At 71.1% G+C, this 21,355-nt stretch carries 13 protein-coding genes and 1 pseudogene; 10 read left to right on the plus strand and 4 right to left on the minus strand.

The features are described 5' to 3' along the window. Window positions 1-738, minus strand: coding sequence for a response regulator transcription factor (locus ACWDAG_RS18485; RefSeq protein ID WP_450696644.1), 738 nt, complete (start codon window positions 736-738; stop codon window positions 1-3). Window positions 739-850: 112 nt separating this feature from the next. Here ACWDAG_RS18485 and ACWDAG_RS18490 point away from each other — a divergent pair, with 112 nt between their 5' ends. From ACWDAG_RS18490 to ACWDAG_RS18500, 3 genes and pseudogenes are all read left to right on the plus strand, one after another. Further along, the gene (locus tag ACWDAG_RS18490; protein WP_450696645.1) at window positions 851-1,627 is read left to right on the plus strand and encodes a glycosyltransferase family 2 protein; all 777 of its coding nucleotides are present in this window, start codon (window positions 851-853) and stop codon (window positions 1,625-1,627) included. Then, window positions 1,605-1,766 (plus strand): annotated as a pseudogene (locus tag ACWDAG_RS18495) (glycosyltransferase); the annotation flags it as partial. The gene ACWDAG_RS18490 and the pseudogene ACWDAG_RS18495, both read left to right, overlap by 23 nt. 74 nt (window positions 1,767-1,840) lie before the next feature. Next, window positions 1,841-1,984, plus strand: a complete 144-nt coding sequence (locus ACWDAG_RS18500) for a hypothetical protein (RefSeq protein ID WP_450696646.1) — start codon at window positions 1,841-1,843, stop codon at window positions 1,982-1,984. A gap of 111 nt (window positions 1,985-2,095) precedes the next feature. Here ACWDAG_RS18500 and ACWDAG_RS18505 read toward each other — a convergent pair whose 3' ends face one another. Beyond that, window positions 2,096-4,960 carry a SpoIIE family protein phosphatase gene (locus tag ACWDAG_RS18505; protein ID WP_450696647.1) on the minus strand — a complete coding sequence of 955 codons (2,865 nt, stop codon included), beginning with the start codon at window positions 4,958-4,960 and terminating at the stop codon, window positions 2,096-2,098. 394 nt (window positions 4,961-5,354) lie between these two features. Between ACWDAG_RS18505 and ACWDAG_RS18510 the strand changes: the two genes are divergently transcribed. Continuing rightward, window positions 5,355-8,441 carry a beta-N-acetylglucosaminidase domain-containing protein gene (locus tag ACWDAG_RS18510; RefSeq protein ID WP_450696648.1) on the plus strand — a complete coding sequence of 1,029 codons (3,087 nt, stop codon included), beginning with the start codon at window positions 5,355-5,357 and terminating at the stop codon, window positions 8,439-8,441. 70 nt (window positions 8,442-8,511) lie between these two features. Here the strand turns inward: ACWDAG_RS18510 and ACWDAG_RS18515 are convergent, their stop codons facing one another. Further along, a complete protein-coding gene (locus ACWDAG_RS18515) occupies window positions 8,512-9,276 on the minus strand; it encodes a sugar isomerase domain-containing protein (RefSeq protein ID WP_450696649.1) in 765 nt (254 codons plus the stop codon). 183 nt (window positions 9,277-9,459) lie between these two features. Here ACWDAG_RS18515 and ACWDAG_RS18520 point away from each other — a divergent pair, with 183 nt between their 5' ends. The 6 genes from ACWDAG_RS18520 (at window position 9,460) to ACWDAG_RS18545 (ending at window position 18,760) form a co-directional block, all read left to right on the plus strand. Beyond that, window positions 9,460-10,344: a MurR/RpiR family transcriptional regulator gene (locus ACWDAG_RS18520; RefSeq protein WP_450696650.1), complete on the plus strand. Its 885-nt coding sequence runs from the start codon at window positions 9,460-9,462 to the stop codon at window positions 10,342-10,344. A 111-nt stretch (window positions 10,345-10,455) separates the two neighbouring features. After that, complete coding sequence (locus ACWDAG_RS18525) at window positions 10,456-14,679, plus strand: glycoside hydrolase family 38 N-terminal domain-containing protein (protein ID WP_450696651.1); 4,224 nt, start codon at window positions 10,456-10,458, stop codon at window positions 14,677-14,679. Continuing rightward, the gene (locus tag ACWDAG_RS18530) at window positions 14,676-15,359 is read left to right on the plus strand and encodes a peptidyl-prolyl cis-trans isomerase (RefSeq protein ID WP_450696652.1); all 684 of its coding nucleotides are present in this window, start codon (window positions 14,676-14,678) and stop codon (window positions 15,357-15,359) included. The genes ACWDAG_RS18525 and ACWDAG_RS18530 overlap by 4 nt, the downstream gene beginning before the upstream one ends. 130 nt (window positions 15,360-15,489) lie before the next feature. Next, the gene (locus ACWDAG_RS18535) at window positions 15,490-16,863 is read left to right on the plus strand and encodes an extracellular solute-binding protein (protein WP_450696653.1); all 1,374 of its coding nucleotides are present in this window, start codon (window positions 15,490-15,492) and stop codon (window positions 16,861-16,863) included. Between the two features lie 2 nt (window positions 16,864-16,865). Further along, complete coding sequence (locus ACWDAG_RS18540) at window positions 16,866-17,885, plus strand: carbohydrate ABC transporter permease (RefSeq protein ID WP_450696654.1); 1,020 nt, start codon at window positions 16,866-16,868, stop codon at window positions 17,883-17,885. Then, the gene (locus tag ACWDAG_RS18545) at window positions 17,882-18,760 is read left to right on the plus strand and encodes a carbohydrate ABC transporter permease (RefSeq protein ID WP_450696655.1); all 879 of its coding nucleotides are present in this window, start codon (window positions 17,882-17,884) and stop codon (window positions 18,758-18,760) included. The genes ACWDAG_RS18540 and ACWDAG_RS18545 overlap by 4 nt, the downstream gene beginning before the upstream one ends. Here ACWDAG_RS18545 and ACWDAG_RS18550 read toward each other — a convergent pair. Next, window positions 18,750-21,023, minus strand: coding sequence for a glycoside hydrolase family 3 N-terminal domain-containing protein (locus ACWDAG_RS18550; RefSeq protein WP_450696656.1), 2,274 nt, complete (start codon window positions 21,021-21,023; stop codon window positions 18,750-18,752). The genes ACWDAG_RS18545 and ACWDAG_RS18550 overlap by 11 nt on opposite strands. Window positions 21,024-21,355 lie beyond the last annotated feature (332 nt).

Here is a 21,355-nt window from a genome sequence, read left to right on the forward strand (position 1 = left end):
TCACGCCTCCGCTCGGGAGACGCCCTCGGAGACCTCTTCGGAGCCGTCGAAGCGGTAGCCGACCCCCCACACCGTCTGGATCAGCCGGGGCCTGCCCGGATCGTCCTCGACCTTGCCGCGCAGCCGCCGCACATGGACGGTGACGGTCGACAGGTCGCCGAAGTCCCAGCCCCACACCTCGTGCATCAGGTCCTCGCGGCTGTAGACCCGGCCGGGGTGCCGCAGGAAGAAGGCCAGGAGGTCGAACTCCCGGATGGTGAGGGCGAGTTCGGTGCCGTTCTTGAGGGCACGGCGGGACGCCGGGTCGACGGAGAGCCCGGCCGCTCGCAGCAGGCCCGACGGCTGGGAGGGCCGGGTGCGGCGCAGCACTGACTCGACGCGCAGGACCAGCTCGCGGGGACTGAACGGCTTGGTGACGTAGTCGTCGGCGCCGACCTCCAGGCCCAGGATGCGGTCGTCCTCGTCGCCGCGCGCGGTGAGCATGATGACCGGCACCGGTCCGCGCCCCCGCATCCGCCGGCACACCTCCAGGCCGTCCATGCCGGGCAGCATCAGGTCCAGGACGACGAGGTCCGGCCAGTGGGCGGCGGCGCGGGCGAGCGCACCGGGCCCGTCGCCGGCCCGGTCCACGACATACCCGGCGCGGTCGAGATACCCCGTGACGACCTCGGCGACGGTGGGATCGTCGTCCACGACGAGCACCCGGGCGCCGCCCTGTACGTATTGCTGCTGCTCCATGGAGCCAGCCTCGCACCGCACACGCGCAGGCGCCGCTGTCGGTGCCCGACGTCCGTGTTTCGTAAGGAGCCGGAGCCCGATTTGCCCGATTCCCGTTCGTAGGGTGAGTGCCGTGACGCCCCCGACCGACAAAGTCGAACCCGACGCACGGGATCTACGAGAACCGGGCGCGACGTCCGTGGACGTCGTACTCCCCTGCCTCGACGAGGCCGAGGCCCTGCCATGGGTGCTGGAGCGCATCCCACCCGGCTGGCGCGCGCTCGTCGTGGACAACGGCTCCACCGACGGCTCGGCGGAGATCGCCCGGGCGCTCGGGGCGAGTGTCGTGCACGAGACGCGGCGTGGCTTCGGCGCCGCCTGCCACGCCGGTCTGACGGCGGCCACGGCGGACATCGTCTGCTTCTGCGACTGCGACGCCTCGCTGGACCCGTCCGACCTGGTGCCGTTCGTGGCGCGGATCCGGGCGGGGGAGGCCGACCTGGTGCTGGGCCGGCGCCGGCCGCACACGCGCGGCGCCTGGCCCTTGCACGCCCGCGCGGGCAACCTCGCCCTCGCCCGCCTGCTCCGCCGCCGCACCGGCCTGCGCCTGCACGACCTGGGCCCGCTGCGCACCGCCCGCCGCGAGCAGCTGCTGTCCCTGGCCCTCACGGACCGCCGCAGCGGCTACCCCCTGCAGATGGTCGTCCGCGCCGCCGACGCCGGCTGGCGGATCGCCGAGGCGGACGTCCCGTACCTCCCGCGCGCGGGCGCCTCCAAGGTGACCGGCACCTGGCGCGGCACCTGGCAGGCGGTGCGGGACATGAGCCGGGTACTGGCCGAGCCGCCGGTTCCGGAAGGAGCCCAGGCCCGGGCGGGTCAAGACCCGGCTGACGCCGCCGTTCACACCTGAGGAGGCCGCCGAGCCGGCGGAGGCGTCCCTCGCGGACACCCTGGAGCCGGGCCCCTGGCTGCCCCACGTGGCCGGCCATCCTCCGGGAGCCACGAGCTCGCCCGGCGCGCGGCCCCCCTTCTCGCTCTGCGCCGGCGGCGGTGTGGGGGGACCTCCGCCGACGGCTACTTCACGGCGGTCGCCGCCTGGGCGACCGCGTTCCTGGCCCTGGCGGTGACGGGCCACCACCCGCACCGGACGGGCCTCACCTCGGGCCTCCTCTTCGGCAGCCTCCCCCTCCCCCTCGCCGGACTGGCCGTCGTCCCAGCCGTGTTCACCACACTGGGCTTCAACCACCTGCTGCTGACGGGCTGGTGACCAAGCGGCCCTGGCGAACCCCGGCGGGGCACCGCGCCCCGAAAGGGGCGCGTGGCCGATTTGCGGCTCCGCCGCGTGGGCGCGACCAGCCCCCACCGACCCGCAGATTCATCACAACGACTGCTCGGTCCAAATCACCTTCCCGTACGGCGTATACCGCGTCCCCCACCGCTCCGTCAGCTGGGCAACCAGGAACAACCCCCGTCCGCCCTCATCCTCCGTGCGAGCCCGCCGCAGCCGCGGCGACGTACTGCTCCCGTCAGACACCTCGCAGAGCAGCGCGCGATCGCGCAGAAGACGCAGCTGGACGGGCCCGGTGGCATGACGGATGGCGTTGGTGACGAGTTCGCTCGCGACCAGCTCGGTGGTGAAGGCAAGCTCCTCCAGACCCCAGGCGGCCAGTTGGCCGGTGACCGCCGTGCGGGCACGGGAGACGACCGCCGGATCGCTGGGCAGGACCCACTCGGCGACCCGGTCCCGGCCGAGGACATGGGTCCGGGCGACCAGCAGGGCGACGTCGTCACTCGGCCGGTCCGGGAGCAGCGCGTCGAGGACCGCCTCGCAGGTGTCCTCCGGTGACCGGTCGGGAACGGCCAGGACGGTACGGAGCCGGTCCAGGCCGGAGTCCATGTCGCGCAGCCGGTCCTCGACCAACCCGTCGGTGTAGAGCACGAGTTGGCTGCCCTCGGCGAGTTCCAGCTCGACGGTCTCGAAGGGCATGCCGCCGAGGCCCAGGGGCTGGCCGGGTGGCAGGTCGACGAACTCGACCGTGCCGTCCGGGGCGACGACCGCGGGCAGGGGGTGCCCGGCGCGGGTGAGGGTGCACCGCCGGGACACCGGATCGTAGACGGCGTAGAGGCAGGTCGCTCCGACGATGCCGGAGTCGGCCTGGGTGCTCTCCACCGCCCAGCCCTCGCCGCGGTCGAGCCGTCCGACCAGGTCGTCGAGGTGGGTGAGGAGGTCGTCCGGAGGGAGGTCCAGGGAGCAGAAGTTGTGGACCGCCGTGCGCAGGCGGCCCATGGTGGCGGCCGCGTGCAGTCCGTGGCCCACGACGTCCCCGACGACCAGCGCCACCCGCGCGCCCGACAGCGGGATGACGTCGAACCAGTCGCCGCCGACGCCGGCCTGCGCGGGGAGATAGCGGTAGGCGACCTCGACGGCGCTCTGCTCGGGGCGGCCCTTGGGCAGCAGGCTGCGCTGCAGGGCGAGGGCGGTGTTGTGCTCGCGGGTGTAGCGGCGGGCGTTGTCGATGCAGGTCGCGGCGCGCAGGACCAGCTCCTGGGCGAGGGAGAGGTCGTCGTCCTCGAAGGGCGCGGGCCGCTCGGAGCGGTAGAAGCTGACCACGCCGAGCGTGGTGCCGCGGGCCCGCAGCGGCACGGTGATCAGCGAGTGGACGCCCGCCGCGAGCACCTTCTCCAGCCGCTCGGGGTCCTGCGCGAGCCAGCCGCCCGCCTCCGCGAGGACGGGTTCCATGACGGACTGCGTCAGCTCCAGGCAGCGGGCCTGCGGCGTGGACGGGACGTACTCGACGGTGTCGCCGACGTCGTACAGATTGGCGGGCTGCTTCCGTACGGCGCGGATGGCGACCCGGCGCAGCGCCGTCCGGCCGCCGAGCGCCACCGGTTCCTCGCCGCGCAGCACCGCGTCGGGCAGGTCGACGGCGACGAAGTCGGCGAACCGCGGGACGGTCACCTCGGCCAGTTCCTCCGCGGTGCACGTGACGTCGAGGGTGGTGCCGATCCGCAGCCCCGCGTCATGCAGCAACTCCAGCCGTCTGCGCGCCAGTACGGCCAGCCGGCCGACACCGGGCTCCCCGACGAGCAGCAGCCGGCTCTCGGCACCGTCGAGGATGTCGCCGACGGTTTCGGCGGGCTGCGCCGCCGGGGGCTGGGGCGGAGGCACGACGGCTCGTACGACGACGGCGGGCCGGGACACCGTCGGGTCTGTCGCCTCGCGCGCGGCCACGGGCGTCCCGTTCGGCCCCGGGGTCGCCACCGGCACCGGCCCGGCGACCGGTGGCGACGTCGGCAGCCCCAGCCCGCTCAGCCGCGGCCCGCCCAGGATGCGCGCCTCCACCGCGACGCCCGTCTCCCCTGCCGCGCCCATGACCTGACGTCGCAGCAGTGTGGCGACACGGCCGCCGGACAGCGGAACCTCGTCGAGGGTGCGGCCGGGCGAGGCGATGAGTTCCTCGGCCCGCTCGCGCAGTACGGCCAGGTCGATGCGGCCGAGGCCGTCGGCGTCGTGTCCGTTGCCGTCGCCCGGTGCCGGACGGACGGGCGGCCGTGCCGCTCCGCGCACGTCGAGGGCGGCCCGCCGGTACGCGGCGAGGAGTGCGCGTTCCCGTTCCGTGGCCTGTTCGAGGAGGCGGCCCTCGATGTCCCGGGCGGCCGCCCGGACCAGCCGCAGCATGGTGATGTCGCCGTCGTCGCGCAGGCAGGTGAGGTCCAGGACGGCCTCGATCCGGCCGCTCAGCGGATTGCGGACGGGCGAGCCCGCACAGGCGAAGGGCTGCAGACAGTCGGCGAAGTGCTCACGGCCGACGACATAGATCGGGCCGCGCTCGGCGAGGGCGGTGCCGACGCCGTTGGTGCCGACCACCGGCTCGGAGGCGTCGAAGCCGGGGGCGAAGTTCACCTCGTCCAGCCGGTCGCGCAGCCGCAGGTCGCCGTCGAGGCGCCGCACGATGCGGCCCCGTGCGTCGCACAGCGCGATCGACATGCCCATTTCCGCCAGGGAGGCGCTCAGTTTCGTCAGCACCGGGTCGGCAGCGCGCAGGAACCGTTCGTCCAGCGTCAGGTCCTGCTCGTAGGGGACGAGCAGATGGCCGGGTTCCAGCCCCGCGGAGCGGCAGCGCTTCCAGGATTCGAGCACCGAACCCCGGACGTCCGACTCGACCCGCGCACCCGCCAGGAAACGTTCATGGGCATCGACGAGTCCGCCGATGTCGTCCCAGGCGACGGACACCGAGATCACTTCCTCACCTGGAGCAGGCCCGGTCGCGTGCCGCCGATCGGTACGCCCGGGCGTGGTCCTCCAAGCGCTTTCACCCTAGACCTGCTGTGACCCACACCACAACATCAAGCACTTACGGGCGACCCGTGGACCGGAACCCGCAAGGCCACCGAGCACCTGCCAGGTCTGGGCCACCGGACCGTCTGGCACATCGCGGGCGCGTGCGGACGGACTTCGCCGAGATCGGCACGCGCCCGCTACGGCTCCTGCTGAACCGAGCCGGTACCGGTCGAGCCGCTCGTCCCCGTGGAGCTGGTGGTCCGCCGCAGCAGCGGACCGGCGCCCCATTGAATGATGCATTCAGCATCTCTAGCATCACGCGGTGGATAGATTCACTCTTGGCTCAGGAGATCACATGTTCCCAGCCAGACGTCCATGGTGCCTTGCGGCCGCCGCACTCGTGCTCGCCGCCGGCCTCACCGCCCCGACCATCACCTCGGCGACGGCAGCCACGCCGGCCGCGCGGCCCCAGGTATGGCCGACTCCCAAGGAGATCGAGACCAGACCCGGTCAACTCACCGTCCCTGCAAGGGTGGTGGAGGTCGTGGGCTCCGCCACCGACCGGTCCGCCCGCCGCCTCGTGGAGTCCGCGCTCCGCACAGCGGGCGCCGAGCACATCATCGAAGTCGGCGCCGACGACAAACCTCCGACGGCCGGCCTCACCGTCTTTCTCGGTGGCCCCTCCGAAAACCCGGCCACCACGGGTGCGTTGAAAAAGCTGCACGCCAAGTCCCCGAAGGGCCTCCCCTCCGGCGGCTACACCCTCGCCTCCGGCCGCAGCAACGGCCGCCCCCTGCTCGCCCTGTCCGGCGTCGACACCACGGGCACCTTCTACGCGGCCCAGACCCTGCGCCAACTGCTCGCCGGACGAAGCGAGTTGCCCCAGGTCACCGTCCGCGACTGGCCCACCGCCGCCCTGCGCGGAGTCGTCGAAGGCTTCTACGGCACCCCCTGGACACACACCGAGCGCCTCAACCAGCTCGACTTCTACGGCCGTACGAAGCAGAACGTCTACGTCTACTCCCCCAAGGACGACGCCTACCTGCGCGCCCGATGGCGCGACGAGTACCCGGCGGCCGAACTGGCCGGACTCAAGGAGCTGGTCGACCGCGCCGACGCCAACCACGTCCGCTTCACCTACGCCCTCTCCCCCGGCCTGTCGGTCTGCTACTCCTCCGCGTCCGACATCGCCGCCCTCGTCCGCAAGTTCGACTCGCTGTACGACATCGGCGTGCGGTCGTTCGCGATCCCGTTGGACGACATCAGCTACACGAAGTGGAACTGCGCTGCGGACGAGAAGGAGTTCGGCACGGGAGGGGGTGCGGCGGGTGCGGCCCAGGCGTATCTCCTCAACCAGGCGTGGAAGGACTTCTCCGCCCATCACACCGGCCTCCAGCCCCTGGAGATGGTCCCCACCGAGTACTCCGACCTCGCCGACTCCCCCTACAAGAAGGCGCTGCGCGAGAAGCTGAACCCGTCCGTCGTCGTGGAGTGGACCGGCGTCGGCGTGATCGCGCCGAGCATCACCACCGAGCAGCTGAAGCAGGCCCGCACGGTCTACGGTCATCCGATTCTGGTCTGGGACAACTACCCGGTGAACGACTACGTCACCAGCCGTCTCCTCCTCGGCCCCTACACCGGCCGCGAACCCGGTGTGGCGAGCGAGGCGGTCGGCGTGACCGCCAACCCGATGGTCCAGGGCGAGGCCAGCCGTCTGGCCCTGTTCACCTCCGCCGCGTACCTCTGGAACCCGGCCGCCTACGACCCCCATGCGGCCTTCCTCGCCTCCGTCCGCGACCTCGCCGGGCCTTCGGCGGCCGACGCACTGCGCATCTTCGCCGAGAACAGCTACTCCTCCCCGCTGGACGCGACCGAGTCACCGACCCTCACGAAGCTCATCGCGGCCTTCCGCAAGGCGTACGACGACGACAACGGCCTCGACCGGGCGGCCGCCGCACTGACGGCGTACTTCACCGCCATGGCGGCCACGCCCACCGACCTGCGCACCCACCTCCCCAACTCGGCCTTCCTGAAAGAGACTTCGGCCTGGCTGGACAAGCTCGGCCGCTACGGCAGCGCGGGCCGGACCGCCGTGGCCCTGCTGCTGGCCGACAAGAAGGGCGACACCGACGCCGTCACCACGTACTGGAACCGGCTCAGGGCCGAGCGCAAGGAACTCGACGCGATCCCCCAGCAGGTCTCGCCGGGCGTGATGGACCAGTTCCTCTATACGACGATGCTGGACACCGCCCCCGACCCCGGTGTCGACGCCTCCTTCGCCCCCGGTTCGCTGAGCCTCAAGCCAGGCACGCCCCAGACGGTCACCCTCAGCCTCTCCGACAAGCGCTCCGCTACCTCCCGCACCGTCTCCTGGAAACTCACCGTGCCCGACGGCGTCACCGCCTCGCCCACCGAGGGCAGTGCCACCGTCCCGGCCGGAGGGAGCGCGTCGGCGACCGTCACGATCACCGCCGGGACGGCCCAGGGACTCCGCTCGCTCGTGGTGTCCGGCACCGGAATCCTGAGCCGGGCACTCCCGGTCCGCGTCACCGACGGGACGGGAACGTCCAGGGCGTTGACCGCCGACTTCAGCGGCGCTTCGGTGAGTTCGATCGATCTCTCCTCCGGCACGAGCACCGACATCGCCGTGGGCGCCAACCCCGGCGAGGTGGTCGTGAGCGCGGACGGACGTACCGCCTACGCCGCCAACCAGGGCTCGAACACCGTCAGCGTGATCGACGTGACCGCCGGCAAGGTCACCGCGACGGTCTCCGTGGGCCGGGTCCCGGCCGGTCTCGCCCTCACTCCTGACGGCCGTACGCTCTGGGTCGCCAACTACACGGACGGCACGGTCCAGCCCGTGGACACGACCTCACTGACCGCGGGCACACCCGTCCCGGTGGGTTCCGGACCGGAGAACATGGCGATCACACCCGACGGCAGGACCCTGTACGTAGCCAACATCCACGACAACACGGTCTCGCCCGTCGACCTCGGCGCGGGAAAGGCGGAAGCCGCCGTCCCGGTAGGCCCGAGCCCCTTCAACGTGGTGGCCGCGCCCGACGGCAGGACGGTGTACGTCTCCGACTCCGGCGGTTCGACGATCACCCCGATCAACACCGCGACGAACGACACCGAGCCGACCTTGCTGGTCACGGGCCAGGCCTACGGCCTCGCCCTCTCCCCGGACGGCCGGACACTGTGGGTGAGCCCGAGCAACGGCGACACGGTCACCCCCGTCGACACAGTCACGGGCGCCCCCGGCAAACAGATAACGGTCGGCAGGTCAGCCTTCGACGTGGCCCTGAACTGGAACGGCACGACGGCGTACGTCACGACAGCTGACGCAAACGCCTTGGTACCGATCGAGACAGCGTCGGGAAAGGTGGAGGCCCCCTTCACCACCGGCGCCTATCCACTCGCGGTCGCGTTGGCTTCTTAGGGGCGCGGGGAACTGCGCGATCAACCCCCACCGACCCGCAGTCGACCAACAACCCTTAGAAACGGAGCCCTCAACTGGCGGTACGCCGAATCCTCCCGGCGTACCGCTTCTCCAACTCCAGATTCCCCTCGAACCCACCGGGAACATTCGCCGACACGTAGACCGGCGGTCGGTCACCCGATTCCAGGAGGAGCCTGGACGCCTCGGCGACGGCCATCTGGACGAGCAGGACACCGGTGAGCGTCGACAACGCACAAACCGCCCCACCCCCCGGAAGCTCCAACAACGCATCCCCCCGCGGCGCCCGATTGTCGAGCACGACATCCGCCAGATCGGCGAGCTTCTTCCCGCTCGGGTGGCCGGCGGGGACGGCCCGGGTGTGGGTGAGGGAGGTGATGGCCAGAACCCGATGCCCCCGCTCCTTGGCGGCCAGCGCCATCTCGACGATCACGTTGTTGACACCGGAGTTGGAGATGATCACGAAGAGGTCCTGGGGGCTCGGCCCCGCGAGGTGGTAGAGCCGCTCGGCCACACCGGGCTCGCGCTCCAGGAGCGGATCGTCGAGAACGCTCGGGGCGTCGCCGCCGTACAGGACGAGGTCGGCGATCTGGAGCCGGTTGGTGGGGACCAGACCGCCTGCACGACCCGCGACCTCGAGAACCGTCGCCTGGGAGTGCCCGGTGCCGAAGGCCTGGATCACGCCGTCCGAGCGGACGCAGTCGGCGATCAGTCCGGCGGCGCCCGCCACCTCTTCGCGTGCGGACTCGGTGATGTTCGCCAGGACGGCCAGGCTCTCCCGTGCGAAGCCCTCGGCGCTCACAGACTCGACGGACACGCGACCCTCCCCACTGGTGGATTGAACCACCCCATCCGATTCCACAGGTGAATCAATAAATCACATGAGCCATGCAACGAGCAATGCGGCGACGCAGCGGCGCACGCAGCATGCGAACGTCGCTCACCCTTGTGGTACTGGTATTCAATCCGCAGCCCGACGGGTGGCTGGTACCTTCTCCTCATGCCCTCGACGGACGTCACCACACTGATCCGCACCGAGCTTCCCCGGCTGGCCGGATCCCTCCGCAAGGTCGGCGAGCTGATCCTGGAGGATCCGGCCGCCGTGACCCACTGTTCGGCCGCCGAACTGGGCCGCCGCACCGGCACCTCGCAGGCGACGGTGACCCGCTTCTGCCGCGCCATCGGGCTCGACTCCTACCAGCATCTGCTGATCGAGCTGGCACAGGAGCGCGGCCGCGGCGAGGTCTCCGACTGGGGTTCCGCCGAGATCGGGCCGGACATCTCGCCGGACGACAGCCTGGAGCGGGTCGTGCAGGTCGTCGGCAGCGCCGACCTGCGTGCGATCCAGCAGACCATCGACCGGATCGACCTCGACGCGGTCGAACGCGCGGCCCAGGCACTGGCCAAGGCCCGGCGGATCGATGTGTACGGCGTCGGCGGCAGCGGCACGGTGGCACAGGAGACCGAGACCCGGCTGTTCCGCATCGGCTGCTCCGTCCGCGGCTGGACCGAGGTGCACGGGGCGGCCACCTCGGCGGCCCTGCTCACACCGGCCGACGTGGCCATCGGCATCTCCCACTCGGGCGCCACCCGCGAGACCCTCGAACCGTTCGAGATGGCCAAGGAGCGCGGTGCCACCACCGTCGCCATCACCACGGACCCGCGCTCGCCGCTCGCCCGGGCCGCCGACATCCGGCTCATCTCGGCCACCTCGGAGACCAGCTTCCGCACCGGCAGCATCGGCGGCCGGCACTCGGTCCTGATGATCGTCGACTGCCTCTACGTCCGGGTCGGCCAGCTCTCCTACCAGCGCGCCAGCGCCTCCCTCGCCCTCACCGACCATATCGCCCCGCAGCACGCGGTGAAGTCGCGCCGGACGAGGTGAGACCAGACCCGTTTTGCATGGATGAACCACCGAGAATGCGTGAAGGTGGTTGTTTGAATCATCCCGGCGATGCCAGGATGGGGCTCCCCCGAGCATTCTCGTAGGAGACCCATGCGCGTCACCTCTGCCGAGTCGACCGAGCTCTTCGTCGGGACGACCGAGCATCCGCGCCAGGTGATGGCTGTCGAACTGAGCCACGCCCCGGGCCGCACGGTCCGCATCGCCGTCGTCGGCCCGGGTGCCCGGGGCACGGCGGTCGCGACCACCGGCGACGACGGCACGGTCCGCGCCGAGATACCCGTGACGACCGACCTCGCCCCCGGCGCCGGCACCCATGTCACGGTCACCGCCGAGGATGCCGGCGACGCGGCGCAGACCGGTGCGCTCACGGTCCCCTTCACGGCCGCGGAGCCCGGCTGGACGATGTTCATGGTCAGCCACTTCCACTACGACCCCGTGTGGTGGAACACCCAGGCCGCCTACACAGAGACCTGGGACGTCGCAGACGACCCGGCCACCAGCGGACTGCCCACCCGGACCTTCGACTCACGCGGCCAGTCCGGGATGAGCCTGGTCCGCGCCCACTGCGACCTGGCCCGCCGCGACCCGGCGTACACCTTCGTGCTCGCCGAGGTCGACTACCTCAAGCCGTACTGGGACGCCTTCCCGGAGGAGCGCGCCTTCCTGCGCGAGCTGATCCGCACCGGCCGGGTCGAGATCATGGGCGGCACCTACAACGAGCCCAACACCAACCTCACCGGCGCCGAGGCCACCGTACGCAACGCGCTGTACGGCGACGGGTTCCAGCGCGGGATCATGGGCGGATCGCCGGAGACGGCCTGGCAGTTGGACGCGTTCGGGCACGATCCCCAGTTCCCGGGGCTGATGGCGGACGCGGGGATCAGCTCCAGTTCGTGGGCGCGCGGGCCGTTCCACCAGTGGGGGCCCGCTCTCTCCGTCTTCGGCGAGGAGCCGCGCGATCCCGGGCGGATGCAGTTCCCGGCCGAGTTCAGCTGGATCGCGCCGTCGGGGCGGGGGCTGCTGACGGCCTACATGGTCAACCACTACGGCGCCGGCTGGGCGATCGACAACGCGCCCACCCTGCCGGCGGCGGAGGCGGCCGCCCTCAAGCTGTTCCGGGGCTTGAGGTCGGTCGCCCTCACGCGCAACGTGCTGCTCCCGGTCGGCGGTGACTACGCGCCGCCGTGCCGCTGGGTGATGGACATCCACCGGGACTGGAACGCCCGTTACGTCTGGCCGCGCTTCATCAGCGGCACACCGCGCGACTTCTTCACCGCCGTGCGCGCCGAGCTCGACGCGGAGGGCCGCAAGCCGTCCCCGCAGACACGGGACATGAACCCGGTCTACACCGGCAAGGACGTCTCCTACATCGACACCAAGCAGGCCCAGCGGTACGGCGAGACGCTGCTCGCCGACGCGGAGGCCTGGGCGACGCTCGCCTCGCTGGTCGCCGGGCACCCGTACCCGGACGCGGCGCTCGACAAGGCGTGGCGGCAGCTGATCTACGGCGCCCACCACGACGCCATCACGGGCTCCGAGTCCGACCAGGTCTACATCGACCTGATGACCGGCTGGCGCGAGCTGGCCGACCTGGCCGAGACCGTGCACGCCGACGCCACGCAGGCGCTGGCCGACCGGGTCACCCCGGGCGAGGGCACCGACCTGGTCGTCTTCAACTCCGCGACCTGGCAGCGGCGGGACGTCCTCACGGTCGACGACCCGGGACTCGTACCCGTCGGCCTCCCCGCGGTGCGCGAGAACGGTCAACTCCACATCGTGGTACCGGAGTTGCCCGGCATGGGACTCAAGGCCCTCCCCCTCGCCCAGGGCACCGTCCCCGCGTGGGCGCCCGGCGAGGGCACCACCATCCGCAACGAGTTCTACGAGGTGACGGTCGACCCGGCGCGCGGTGGCGGCGTCAGCAGCCTCCGGGCACTCACCGAGGGCGGCCGGGAACTGCTGCGCGCCGGGGACATCGGCAACGAGCTCGTCGTGCAGGAGGAGTACCCCAGGCACCCGCGCTTCGGCGAGGGCCCCTGGCATCTCACGCCGACGGGCACCACAGCCGCCCGCAGCCGTGACGTGGTGGCGCAAGCCGAGGTCGAGCACTCCCCCGCGGGTTCACGGATCACCGTCCGCGCCGACCTCGGGCTGTTCCGGTACAGACAGCGCCTGACGCTGTGGACCGGCGTTCCGCGCGTCGACGTGACGACGACCATCGACGGCTACGACGGCGCCGACCGGCTGATCCGCGTCCGCTGGCCATCCGACGTGCAGGGTGGGCTGCCGGTGCACGAGGTGGCGGACGCGGTGATCGGGCGCGGGTTCGGGTTCGTGGACGTGGACAGCGAGCAGTTCCCGTGGACGCTGGACAACCCTGCCAACACCTGGTTCGGGCTCGGTTCGACGGCGCGGGTCGAACTGCGCGACGACACGGGCGCATTGCTGGGCCGCCGGTCGATCGGGGTGGCCGAGCTGGTGTACTCCTCCTGGAACGAGGCCGGTGAGCTGGGCACGCCGCTCGCGGCCGCCCTGGTGCGCGCCGGGGTCACGGCGACCTCGACGATCGCCGACGGTCCGCGCTACGGCGACCTGGAGGTCGACTCCAACCTGCCCGACATCCGGATCGCCGTCGGCGGCCCGGACCGCAATTCCCTCGTCGCCGAGGCACTCGGCTGGGACCCGGCCGCCGGGCGCGAACTGCAGCGGCAGCTCGCCGAGAGCGGCGTGGCCGCCGTCTGGGTCGCGCCGCGCGCCTCACTGCGCGAGGAGTGGGTGCCGGGGGCCGACCTGCGAGACCTCGAACGACTGCCGCTGCTGGTGGTGGCGGGTGCCGACGCCGAGGGGGACGCGAAGGCGGTCGACGCGCTGATCACCGACCTGGACGACGCGACCGTCACGGCCACGGCAGCCGGCGGCGGCGAGGCCCTGCCACCGGGCGACGCCTGGGACGGGCGCGGCTTCGCCGTCCTCAACCGGGGCACGCCGGGCTGTGTCGTGACGTCCTCCGGCGACCTCTACATGTCGCTGATGCGCTCCTGCACGGGCTGGCCGTCCGGCATCTGGGTCGACCCGCCCCGCCGCACGGCGCCCGACGGCTCGGGGTTCCAGCTCCAACGCTGGTCCCACACCTTCGAGTACGCGGTGGTCGGCGGCGAGGGCGACTGGCGTCAGCAGCAATTACCCCGCATCGGCCATGAGTTCAACCACCCGCTGAGCGCCCGTGTGCGGCGGACATCGGAGGCGGCTTTCCTGCCGAGGGAGTTGAGCCTGCTGCGCCTCGAACCGGCGGGCGAGGTGCTGCTCGACGCCCTCAAGCCGGCCGGTTCCCCGCTCGCCCGCGGGAGCGTGGCACCGGCGGAACCGGAGCGCGGGGTCGTGGTGCGGATGCACGAGGTCAACGGCCGTCCGGTACGGGCGCGAGTGGAGGGACCACGGCCCTGGACGCGGGGCGCCCGCACCGACGTACTGGAAACACCCCGGGAACAACTGGCGCCGGACGAACACGGAGCGCTCTCCCTCGGCCTGACCGGGTTCGAGGTCACCACGGTCCTGGCCACACCCACCGAGGGCTCCCGAAGCCCGTACGCCCCCGGTGTCGCCGCCCACGAGCCCGCACAGCCGGTCCACACCCGCTACTGGCTCCACAACTCCGGCCCCGCGCCCCGCGGCAACATGCCGCTCGCGGTGTACATCTCACCGACGACACTCACCGCCTCCGGCGGCCCCATCAACGCAACCGTCCGGATCTCCTCGGAACTCACCGACGCCCCCGTCTCGGGCACGGTGACCGTGGAGGCCCCACCCGGCTGGTCCACCGAGCCGACCGCACTGCCGTACGCGCTGGCCCCCGGCGGCTTCACCCTCACCGAGGTCACGGTGACGCCGCCGCCGGACGCAACACCCGGCCGGTACTGGCTGGCGGCACGGCTGTCGTACGAGGGGCAGACGTACGAGGACGTCGCGGCCGTCGACGTACCGGGCGAGCCGTCCGGGCCAACTCTGCTGACAGATCTGGGAGTTGATCGGATCACGGTAAGGAGCGGCGATCACCTCCGCGTCCCGGTGACGCTTCACAACACCACCCACGGCCCCATCAACGGCACCCTCTGGGCGGTCTCCTCCTGGGGCACCTGGCCCGGGGTCACCCCTGGCTGCCAGGGCTTCACGATCGCACCCGGCGAGCAACTGAACTGCACCGTCGACGTGAACGGCAGCGCGATACCGCCGGGCTCGTACTGGCTGCTGGCAAAGACCGCCTGGCACGGTCGGGTGGCCTACACAAAGGCCATAGAGCTGGAGATAACGCCATGACGGACCATGCAGCAGTAGTACAAGGCGAACCGGTCCCCAAAAGCCGTGTGGACGCTTTCCTGGAGACGGTGCCAGAGCGCCCCGTCAGGGGCGCGGGGAACTGCGCGACAAGCCACGATGGCGCGACAGACAAAGAACCACATCACGAGGCACTGTCCGCCCCCGCCCGCGTGGAGCGCCAACGCCGACGTTGGGCCACGCAGGTGGTCGTCGCCGACGAACTGGCCCGCAGGGCCGTAGCGGAACGGGGCCTGCCCCCGGTGGCAGAGGCGTCGCCGACGCAACTGCTGGCCGTGGCCGAAAACGACGTCGCGGACATGGGCAGCATCGTCGCAGCCGCCCTCGCCCACTCCCCCGCCGCCCGCACCCTCCTCGCCGAGCTGGAAGCCGAGCAGCACATCCCCGAGGAAGCCGTACAGGACTACTACGACCGCAACCGGGACCGCTTCCTCACGCCGGACGCGCTGCGGCGGGGAGTGGACCCCTTCGGCCGGGCGGCGCCCGTGGACTTCCTGCCGTACGAGCAGGCCCGCGAGGGCATCGCGCGGGAACTGCGCCGCGCCGCAGGCCGACGCGCCTTCTTCGCCTGGTTCGACCAGGCGCGGGCCGACGTGGTGTACGCCGCGGGGCACGAGCACCCCGGCGACCCCTCGCACCCGGACCACGAGCACCGCCACTGAGTGGCGGGCGGAACCGAAACGCAACACGGCAAACCATTGACCTCCGATGAATTCTGGTCCACCTTTTCATCAATCGGAGTCGAAGTTGGTTGATTGAACCAGTCGCTCGGCTGGTCCCAGGAGGGTGGACATGCGCGCTGGAAGACTCACCGCATCCGTGGCGGGAATCATCGCCCTGACGCTGACGGCGGCCGGCTGCGGCCTGTCCGGCGGCTCCGGCGACGGGGACGGCACCGCCGGAGGCTGCAAGGTCGACAAGGGCAACGTCGGCTCCGGAAAGCTGACGGGTGACGTCAAGGGCCAGATCACCTTCCAGACGACCAATCTGAAGAAAGACTTCGGGGACTTCTTCAACGGGGTGATCAAGTCCTTCGAGAAGGCTCACCCCGGCGCCGAGGTCAAGTGGATCGACGATCCGGGCGACAACACCTTCACCCAGCGCACGGTCGCCGACGCCCAGGCCTGTACGTTGCCGGACGTCATCAACGTCAACGCCCCGACCGCGACCGCCCTCACCAAGGCGGGCTACCTGCTGAACCTGAGCGTGAAGGATCCGCAGGTCGCGAAGCCGTTCGTGCCGTCCTTCTGGAAGTCAGCCACCTTCAAGGACGCCTCCGGCTCGGCGATCCACACCACGCTCCCCTGGTACACCGGCGGCGTCCTGCTGACGTACAACAAGAACCTGCTGAACAAGGCGGGCATCGACCCGGCGAAGCCGCCGACCACGCTCTTCGGACTGTTCGCCGACTACGAGAAGGTCGCCAAGGCGGGCAAGGGCAAGTTCTACGCGACGATGGCCAACCCGATCTGGCGCATACCGTCGGACTTCGACCAGATGAACATCAAGACGCTGTCCGCGGACGGCAAGTCCGCCGTCTTCGCCGATGATCCGAGGACCACCCAGTGGGTGGCCTGGATGGCGAAGCTGTACAAGGAGGGCGCGATGCCGAAGGACTCGCTGTCCTCCAGCAACGACCCGTCCACGCCCTACAGCCAGGGCAAGGTCGCCTACGGCTCGACGAACCCGAGTTTCGTGCGGTTCGTGAAGCAGAACAGTCCCTCGATCTACGACAAGACGGCTGTCGGCCAGCAGCCCTACGACGCGCTCGGCCGCGCCTCCGCCGGTGCCCCGCAGTACATCTCGGTGGCGGCGACCAGCAAGCACGCGCCGGTGGCGCTCGCCTTCGCCGAGTACCTCACCAACGCCGAGAACCAGACGGCCTGGTGCAAGGACCCGAACGTGGTGATCTTCCCGACGACCACGGCCTCGCTGAACGACCCGTTCTTCCAGAACGTCACCGGGAGCGACCCGTTCTCCCAGGCCCGCAAGCTGGTCGCCGACCAGCTCAAGACGGCCGACACCAACCAGACCAACCTCTCCCCGGCCGTGCAGAACGCGATCGTGGGACAGGTGCAGCTGGCCATGCAGGGCAAGAAGAGCCCCGCGCAGGCCGTCAAGGACGCCCAGGCGAAAGCAAACGAGCTGCTGAAGCAGGCGGGCTGAGCGTGGCGACCGAGACCGCTGAGCCGGTGACCGTGCCTGGTACGGGGCGTACTGCCGCCGTGCCGGGCACGGCCCCGTCGCGTATCCGCCGCATCGGCCGGGCCGTGCTGCCCGGCCCCGTGCCGGGCGCCAACGGCGCGGCTCTGTACCGCCGTTGGTGGCTGCCCTGGCTGTGGACCGCGCCCGCGATCGTGTGCGCGGTGGTGTTCGGGGTCTTCCCGTTCCTCAACACCGTCCTCCTGTCGTTCACGAACGCCAAGCCGCTGGGCGGCGCCGCGAGCTTCGTCGGGCTGGACAACTACACCCGGATGCTGGGCGACTCGGACTTCTGGCTGGCGACCCGCAACAGCATCCTGTACGCCGTCGTCGTCGTCCCGCTGATGGTGCTGCTGCCGCTGATGCTGGCCGTGCTGGTGGAGAAGAACCTGCCCGGCATCGGGTTCTTCCGCTCCGCCTTCTACACCCCGGTCCTCGCCTCCAGCGTGGTCGTGGGCCTGAGCTGGCAGTGGCTGCTGGCCGACGACGGGCTGGTCAACACCTGGCTGCAGAAGGCCCATTTGATCAAGTCCGCCGTCCCGTTCCTCTCCGACTCCTGGCTCATCCTGTTCTCCGCGATGGGCCTGACGCTGTGGAAGGGCCTGGGCTGGTACATGATCTTCTACCTGGCCGCGCTCGGGAACGTCCCCAAGGAGCTGCACGAGGCGGCGCAGATGGACGGCGCCGGCGCGGTCCGCCGCTTCTGGCACATCACCGTGCCGGGTGTGCGGCAGGCGATGATGCTGGTCGGCACGCTCACCGGCATCGGCTGCCTGAGGGTGTTCACCGAGATCTTCATGCTGGGCAGCTCCACCGGCGGCCCCGGCGGCGCCGACCGCACCCTGCCCTTCTACATCCGCGACGTCGGCCTGGACCCGATCACCGGCAACGCCGGCTACGGCTCCGCGGTCAGCGTCGCCCTGTTCGTGCTCACCCTCGGCCTGACCCTGCTCGCGCAGCGCCTGACGAAGGAGGACGAGGCATGACGACCGCCGTCGAGAAGCCCCGGCGGCTGATGCCGCGCTGGCGGGAGTACGGCCGCCCCCGCGAACTGGTCGTCCGCTACCTGCTGCTGCTCCTCGTGCTGGGCATCACGGTCGGCCCGCTGGTCTGGCAGTTCCTCGCGTCGCTGAAGGGCGTCGGGGAGGACGTCTTCGGCGCCGACGCATCGCTGCTGCCGCACCACCCGACCCTGCGGGCCTACCGTGAGGTCTTCTCGCAGGTGCCGGTGGCGACGTACATCCGCAACAGCCTGATCGTGGTCGTCCTCTCGATCGTCAGCCAGCTCGTCTTCTCCACCACGGCCGGCTACATGCTCTCCAAGCCCGGCTGGAAGGGCCGCAAGGCGGTCTGGGTGGTGCTGGTCGCCTCCATGATGTTCCCCTTCGAGTCGATCATGGTGTCGCTGTTCCTGAGCATCCGCGACCTGGGCCTGGTCGACAACCTGGTGGGGGTGTGGCTGCCCGGGTTCGTCGGCGCCATCAACGTTCTGCTGATGCGCGGCGCGTTCCTGGCCGTACCGCGGGAGATCGAGGACTCGGCGATGCTCGACGGCGCGAACGAGTGGCAGCGGTTCAGGTACCTGTATCTGCCGTCCGCGTGGGGCGCGATCATGGTGGTCACCATCAACACCTTCATCAGCGCCTGGGACGACTTCCTCTGGCCGCTGATCGTGCTCCGCTCGGAGAGCCATATGACGCTGACGCTGGGCCTGTCCCGGCTGCAGAGCTCCTCGTTCGGCTACGACCAGCGGGTGGTGATGGCCGGTTCGGTGATCTCCGTCATCCCGGTGCTGGTGCTGTTCGTGATCACCCAGCGGTGGTTCTACAAGGGCGTCTCGGCGGGGGCGGTCAAGCTCTGACAGCTGTCATCAGGTCCAGCACGGCGGGTACGGCGGTGAGCGCGGCCCGCGCGGACTCGGCGACCCGGATCTCCACGGTCCTGGTCCCGGCGAGTCGGTCCCTGTCGAGCGGCAAGGTGACCGAACGGCACTCGCCGGGCACCAGGTCGACACCCTCGAACGCGAACAGTTCGAGGGTGCGCGGCCAGGTGGACGTGATCAGCCGCCGCAGATAGACCTGCACGACGGTACGCCCCGCCCGCGCACCGGTGTTGGTGACGTCGACGGTGACGGTGTGGCCGTCCGTGCGCGGCGCGCCGTACGCGAAGCTCGTGTACGACAGCCCGTGCCCGAAGGAGTGCAGCGGCTCGGCGCTCTCGTCCACGTAGCCGCCGTACTCGGTGTCCTTGTGGTTGTAGTGGACGGGGAGTTGGGCCGCCGAGCGGGGCATCGAGACGGGGAGCCGGCCGACGGGGGCCGCGTGCCCGAGCAGCACCTCGGCGATCGCGTCACCGCCCCACGGGCCCGGATACCAGGCGGTGAGGAGGGCGGCTGCGGTCTCCGGCACGATGTGCGGTCGGCCCTGGATGAGGACGACGACGGTCGGCGTGCCCGTAGCCACGACGGCGTCCAGCAGCACGTACTGGGCCCTGCCCAGCCGCAGCCCCGCGAGGTCGACGCCTTCTCCGCAGGTCATCTCCGAAACGGCCGTGAGCGCGGCCCCGTTGGCGGCGAAGTCGGTCTCGGGGCTGCGGGCGCTGCTGCCGCCCAGCACCAGCACGGCGACATCGGAGGCGGCGGCCGCGGCGACCGCCTCGGGGATGCCGGAGAGATCGTCGCCGGTGAGCGCGCAGCCGGGGGAGTGCCGGATGTCGGTGCGGGGCGGGGCGAGCTTCCGCAGCCCGTCGAGGACGCTGCTGCCAGTGCGCTGCGGGGCCGTGTAGTCGCCCGACTGGTGGGCGGCGGTGGCGGACTGGGGTCCCAGGACGGCGATACGGGAGACGGTGGCCGGGATGGGGAGCGCGCCGCCGTTGTTGTGAAGGAGGGTGACGGAGGCACGCGCGAGGGCGGTGCTCAGGGCGCGGCCCTGCTCGGCGGACGGCAACTCACCGCCGCCATGGGGTCGTTCGAAAAGCCCGAGGCGAAACTTGAGGCGCAGGACGCGGGCGACGGCGGCATCGAGGACGGACTCCTCCACGAGCCCCTTCTCCACGGCCTCCTCCAGATGCGTGAAGCCCTCGTCCCACAGACTCAGATCGACACCGGAGTTGAGTGCGAGGGCGCCCGCGGAGACCTTGTCCCCCGTGATACGGGCCAGCCGGTCCACGGCCAGCCCGTCGGCCATGACCAGCCCGTCGAACCCCCAGCGCTCGCGCAGCAGCCCGGTGAGCAGGGTGCGGTTGCCGGAGCACGGCATCCCGTCGACCTCGTTGTACGCGGCCATGACGGCGGCGGCCCCGGCCCGGACGCCCGCGCGGGCGGCGAGCAGGTGGATCTCGTGGAGTTCGCGGAGCCCGAGTTCGGACTCGGCGGAGTTGCGGCCGCCGACAGTCGCTCCCTGCCCGGCGAAGTGCTTGAGCACGACGGGGGCCTTGTCGTCGGCGAAGAACTCGTCAGGCTCCCCCTGCATGCCCCGCACCAGTGCCTCCGCCATCCGGGCGGCGAGGTACGGGTCCTCGCCGAAGCACTCCTCGGTACGGCCCCAGCGGGGGTCGCGGACGATGTCGAGCGCCGACACCAGCGCCAAGTGGCCGCCGCGGGCACGGAGTTCGGCTGCGGCGTGCGCGGCGGCACGCTCGTACAGCGCGGGGTCCCAGGTGGCGCCGACCGCCAGGTTGACGGGGAGGACCGTGCCGTCCAGGGCCATATGGCCGTGCGGCACCTCTTCGACGAACAGCGCGGGAATGCCGAGCCGACTGCTCTCGACAACATGCCGCTGCACCAGCTCCGCGAGAGCCGCACTGTCCTGTCCGCCGGGCCCACTGCCGTGATCGACACCGGACCAGGCATCGGCCCGCATCAGCCCGTAGAGAGCCCCGAGCCCCTCGAAACGGTCGGTCTCGGCATACAGCGCGTCGGTGAGCTCGAACCCACCGCCTGGGGTACGGCGGTAGGCATCCCACCCGTACATACGCTGGTTGACCTGACCGACCTTCTCACGGAGGCTCATCCGGGCGAGCAGATCATGGACGCGATCGCCGACGGGGGCGTCGGGGTCCCGGTAGAGGGGACGGCCTGCTTGCGTGAGTTCGGCGCGGTCGGCCGCGCGCTCCGGCTTCGGCATGCGGCCGGTCCTTTCGTTGCTGGGGGGTCGGTCTCGTGGGGGGCGGTCGGTGCGCGCGGGTTGGGTGTCGCGGGTATCGGATGGGTTCCGTGGGTCTCGGTCGGGTGTCGCGGGTATCGGATGGGTTCCGTGGGTCTCGGTCGGGCGGCGCGGGTGCGGGTGAGTTCCGCGGAGGCAGGTTGGCTTCGCAGACGTGGGGGTGGACCTCCTCGGTGCCACACCGGCTCCACTGCTGCCGCCCGGCCCCCGCACCGCCGACCGGACCTCGCAAACCGCGGTCGGGCGCCGCGGGTGGCCGTCGGGCCTGGCAGGCATCGATCGGGCTCCGTGAG

This window comes from Streptomyces sp. NPDC001157, from assembly GCF_053598255.1.

Excerpts from the sequence above, each read along its gene's own strand:
- ACWDAG_RS18485 (WP_450696644.1), bottom strand. The coding sequence starts at position 738 with ATGGAGCAGCAGCAATACGTACAGGGCGGCGCCCGGGTGCTCGTCGTG.
- ACWDAG_RS18510 (WP_450696648.1), top strand. The coding sequence starts at position 5,355 with ATGTTCCCAGCCAGACGTCCATGGTGCCTTGCGGCCGCCGCACTCGTG.
- ACWDAG_RS18520 (WP_450696650.1), top strand. The coding sequence starts at position 9,460 with ATGCCCTCGACGGACGTCACCACACTGATCCGCACCGAGCTTCCCCGG.
- ACWDAG_RS18525 (WP_450696651.1), top strand. The coding sequence starts at position 10,456 with ATGCGCGTCACCTCTGCCGAGTCGACCGAGCTCTTCGTCGGGACGACC.
- ACWDAG_RS18530 (WP_450696652.1), top strand. The coding sequence starts at position 14,676 with ATGACGGACCATGCAGCAGTAGTACAAGGCGAACCGGTCCCCAAAAGC.
- ACWDAG_RS18535 (WP_450696653.1), top strand. The coding sequence starts at position 15,490 with ATGCGCGCTGGAAGACTCACCGCATCCGTGGCGGGAATCATCGCCCTG.
- ACWDAG_RS18545 (WP_450696655.1), top strand. The coding sequence starts at position 17,882 with ATGACGACCGCCGTCGAGAAGCCCCGGCGGCTGATGCCGCGCTGGCGG.
- ACWDAG_RS18550 (WP_450696656.1), bottom strand. The coding sequence starts at position 21,023 with ATGCCGAAGCCGGAGCGCGCGGCCGACCGCGCCGAACTCACGCAAGCA.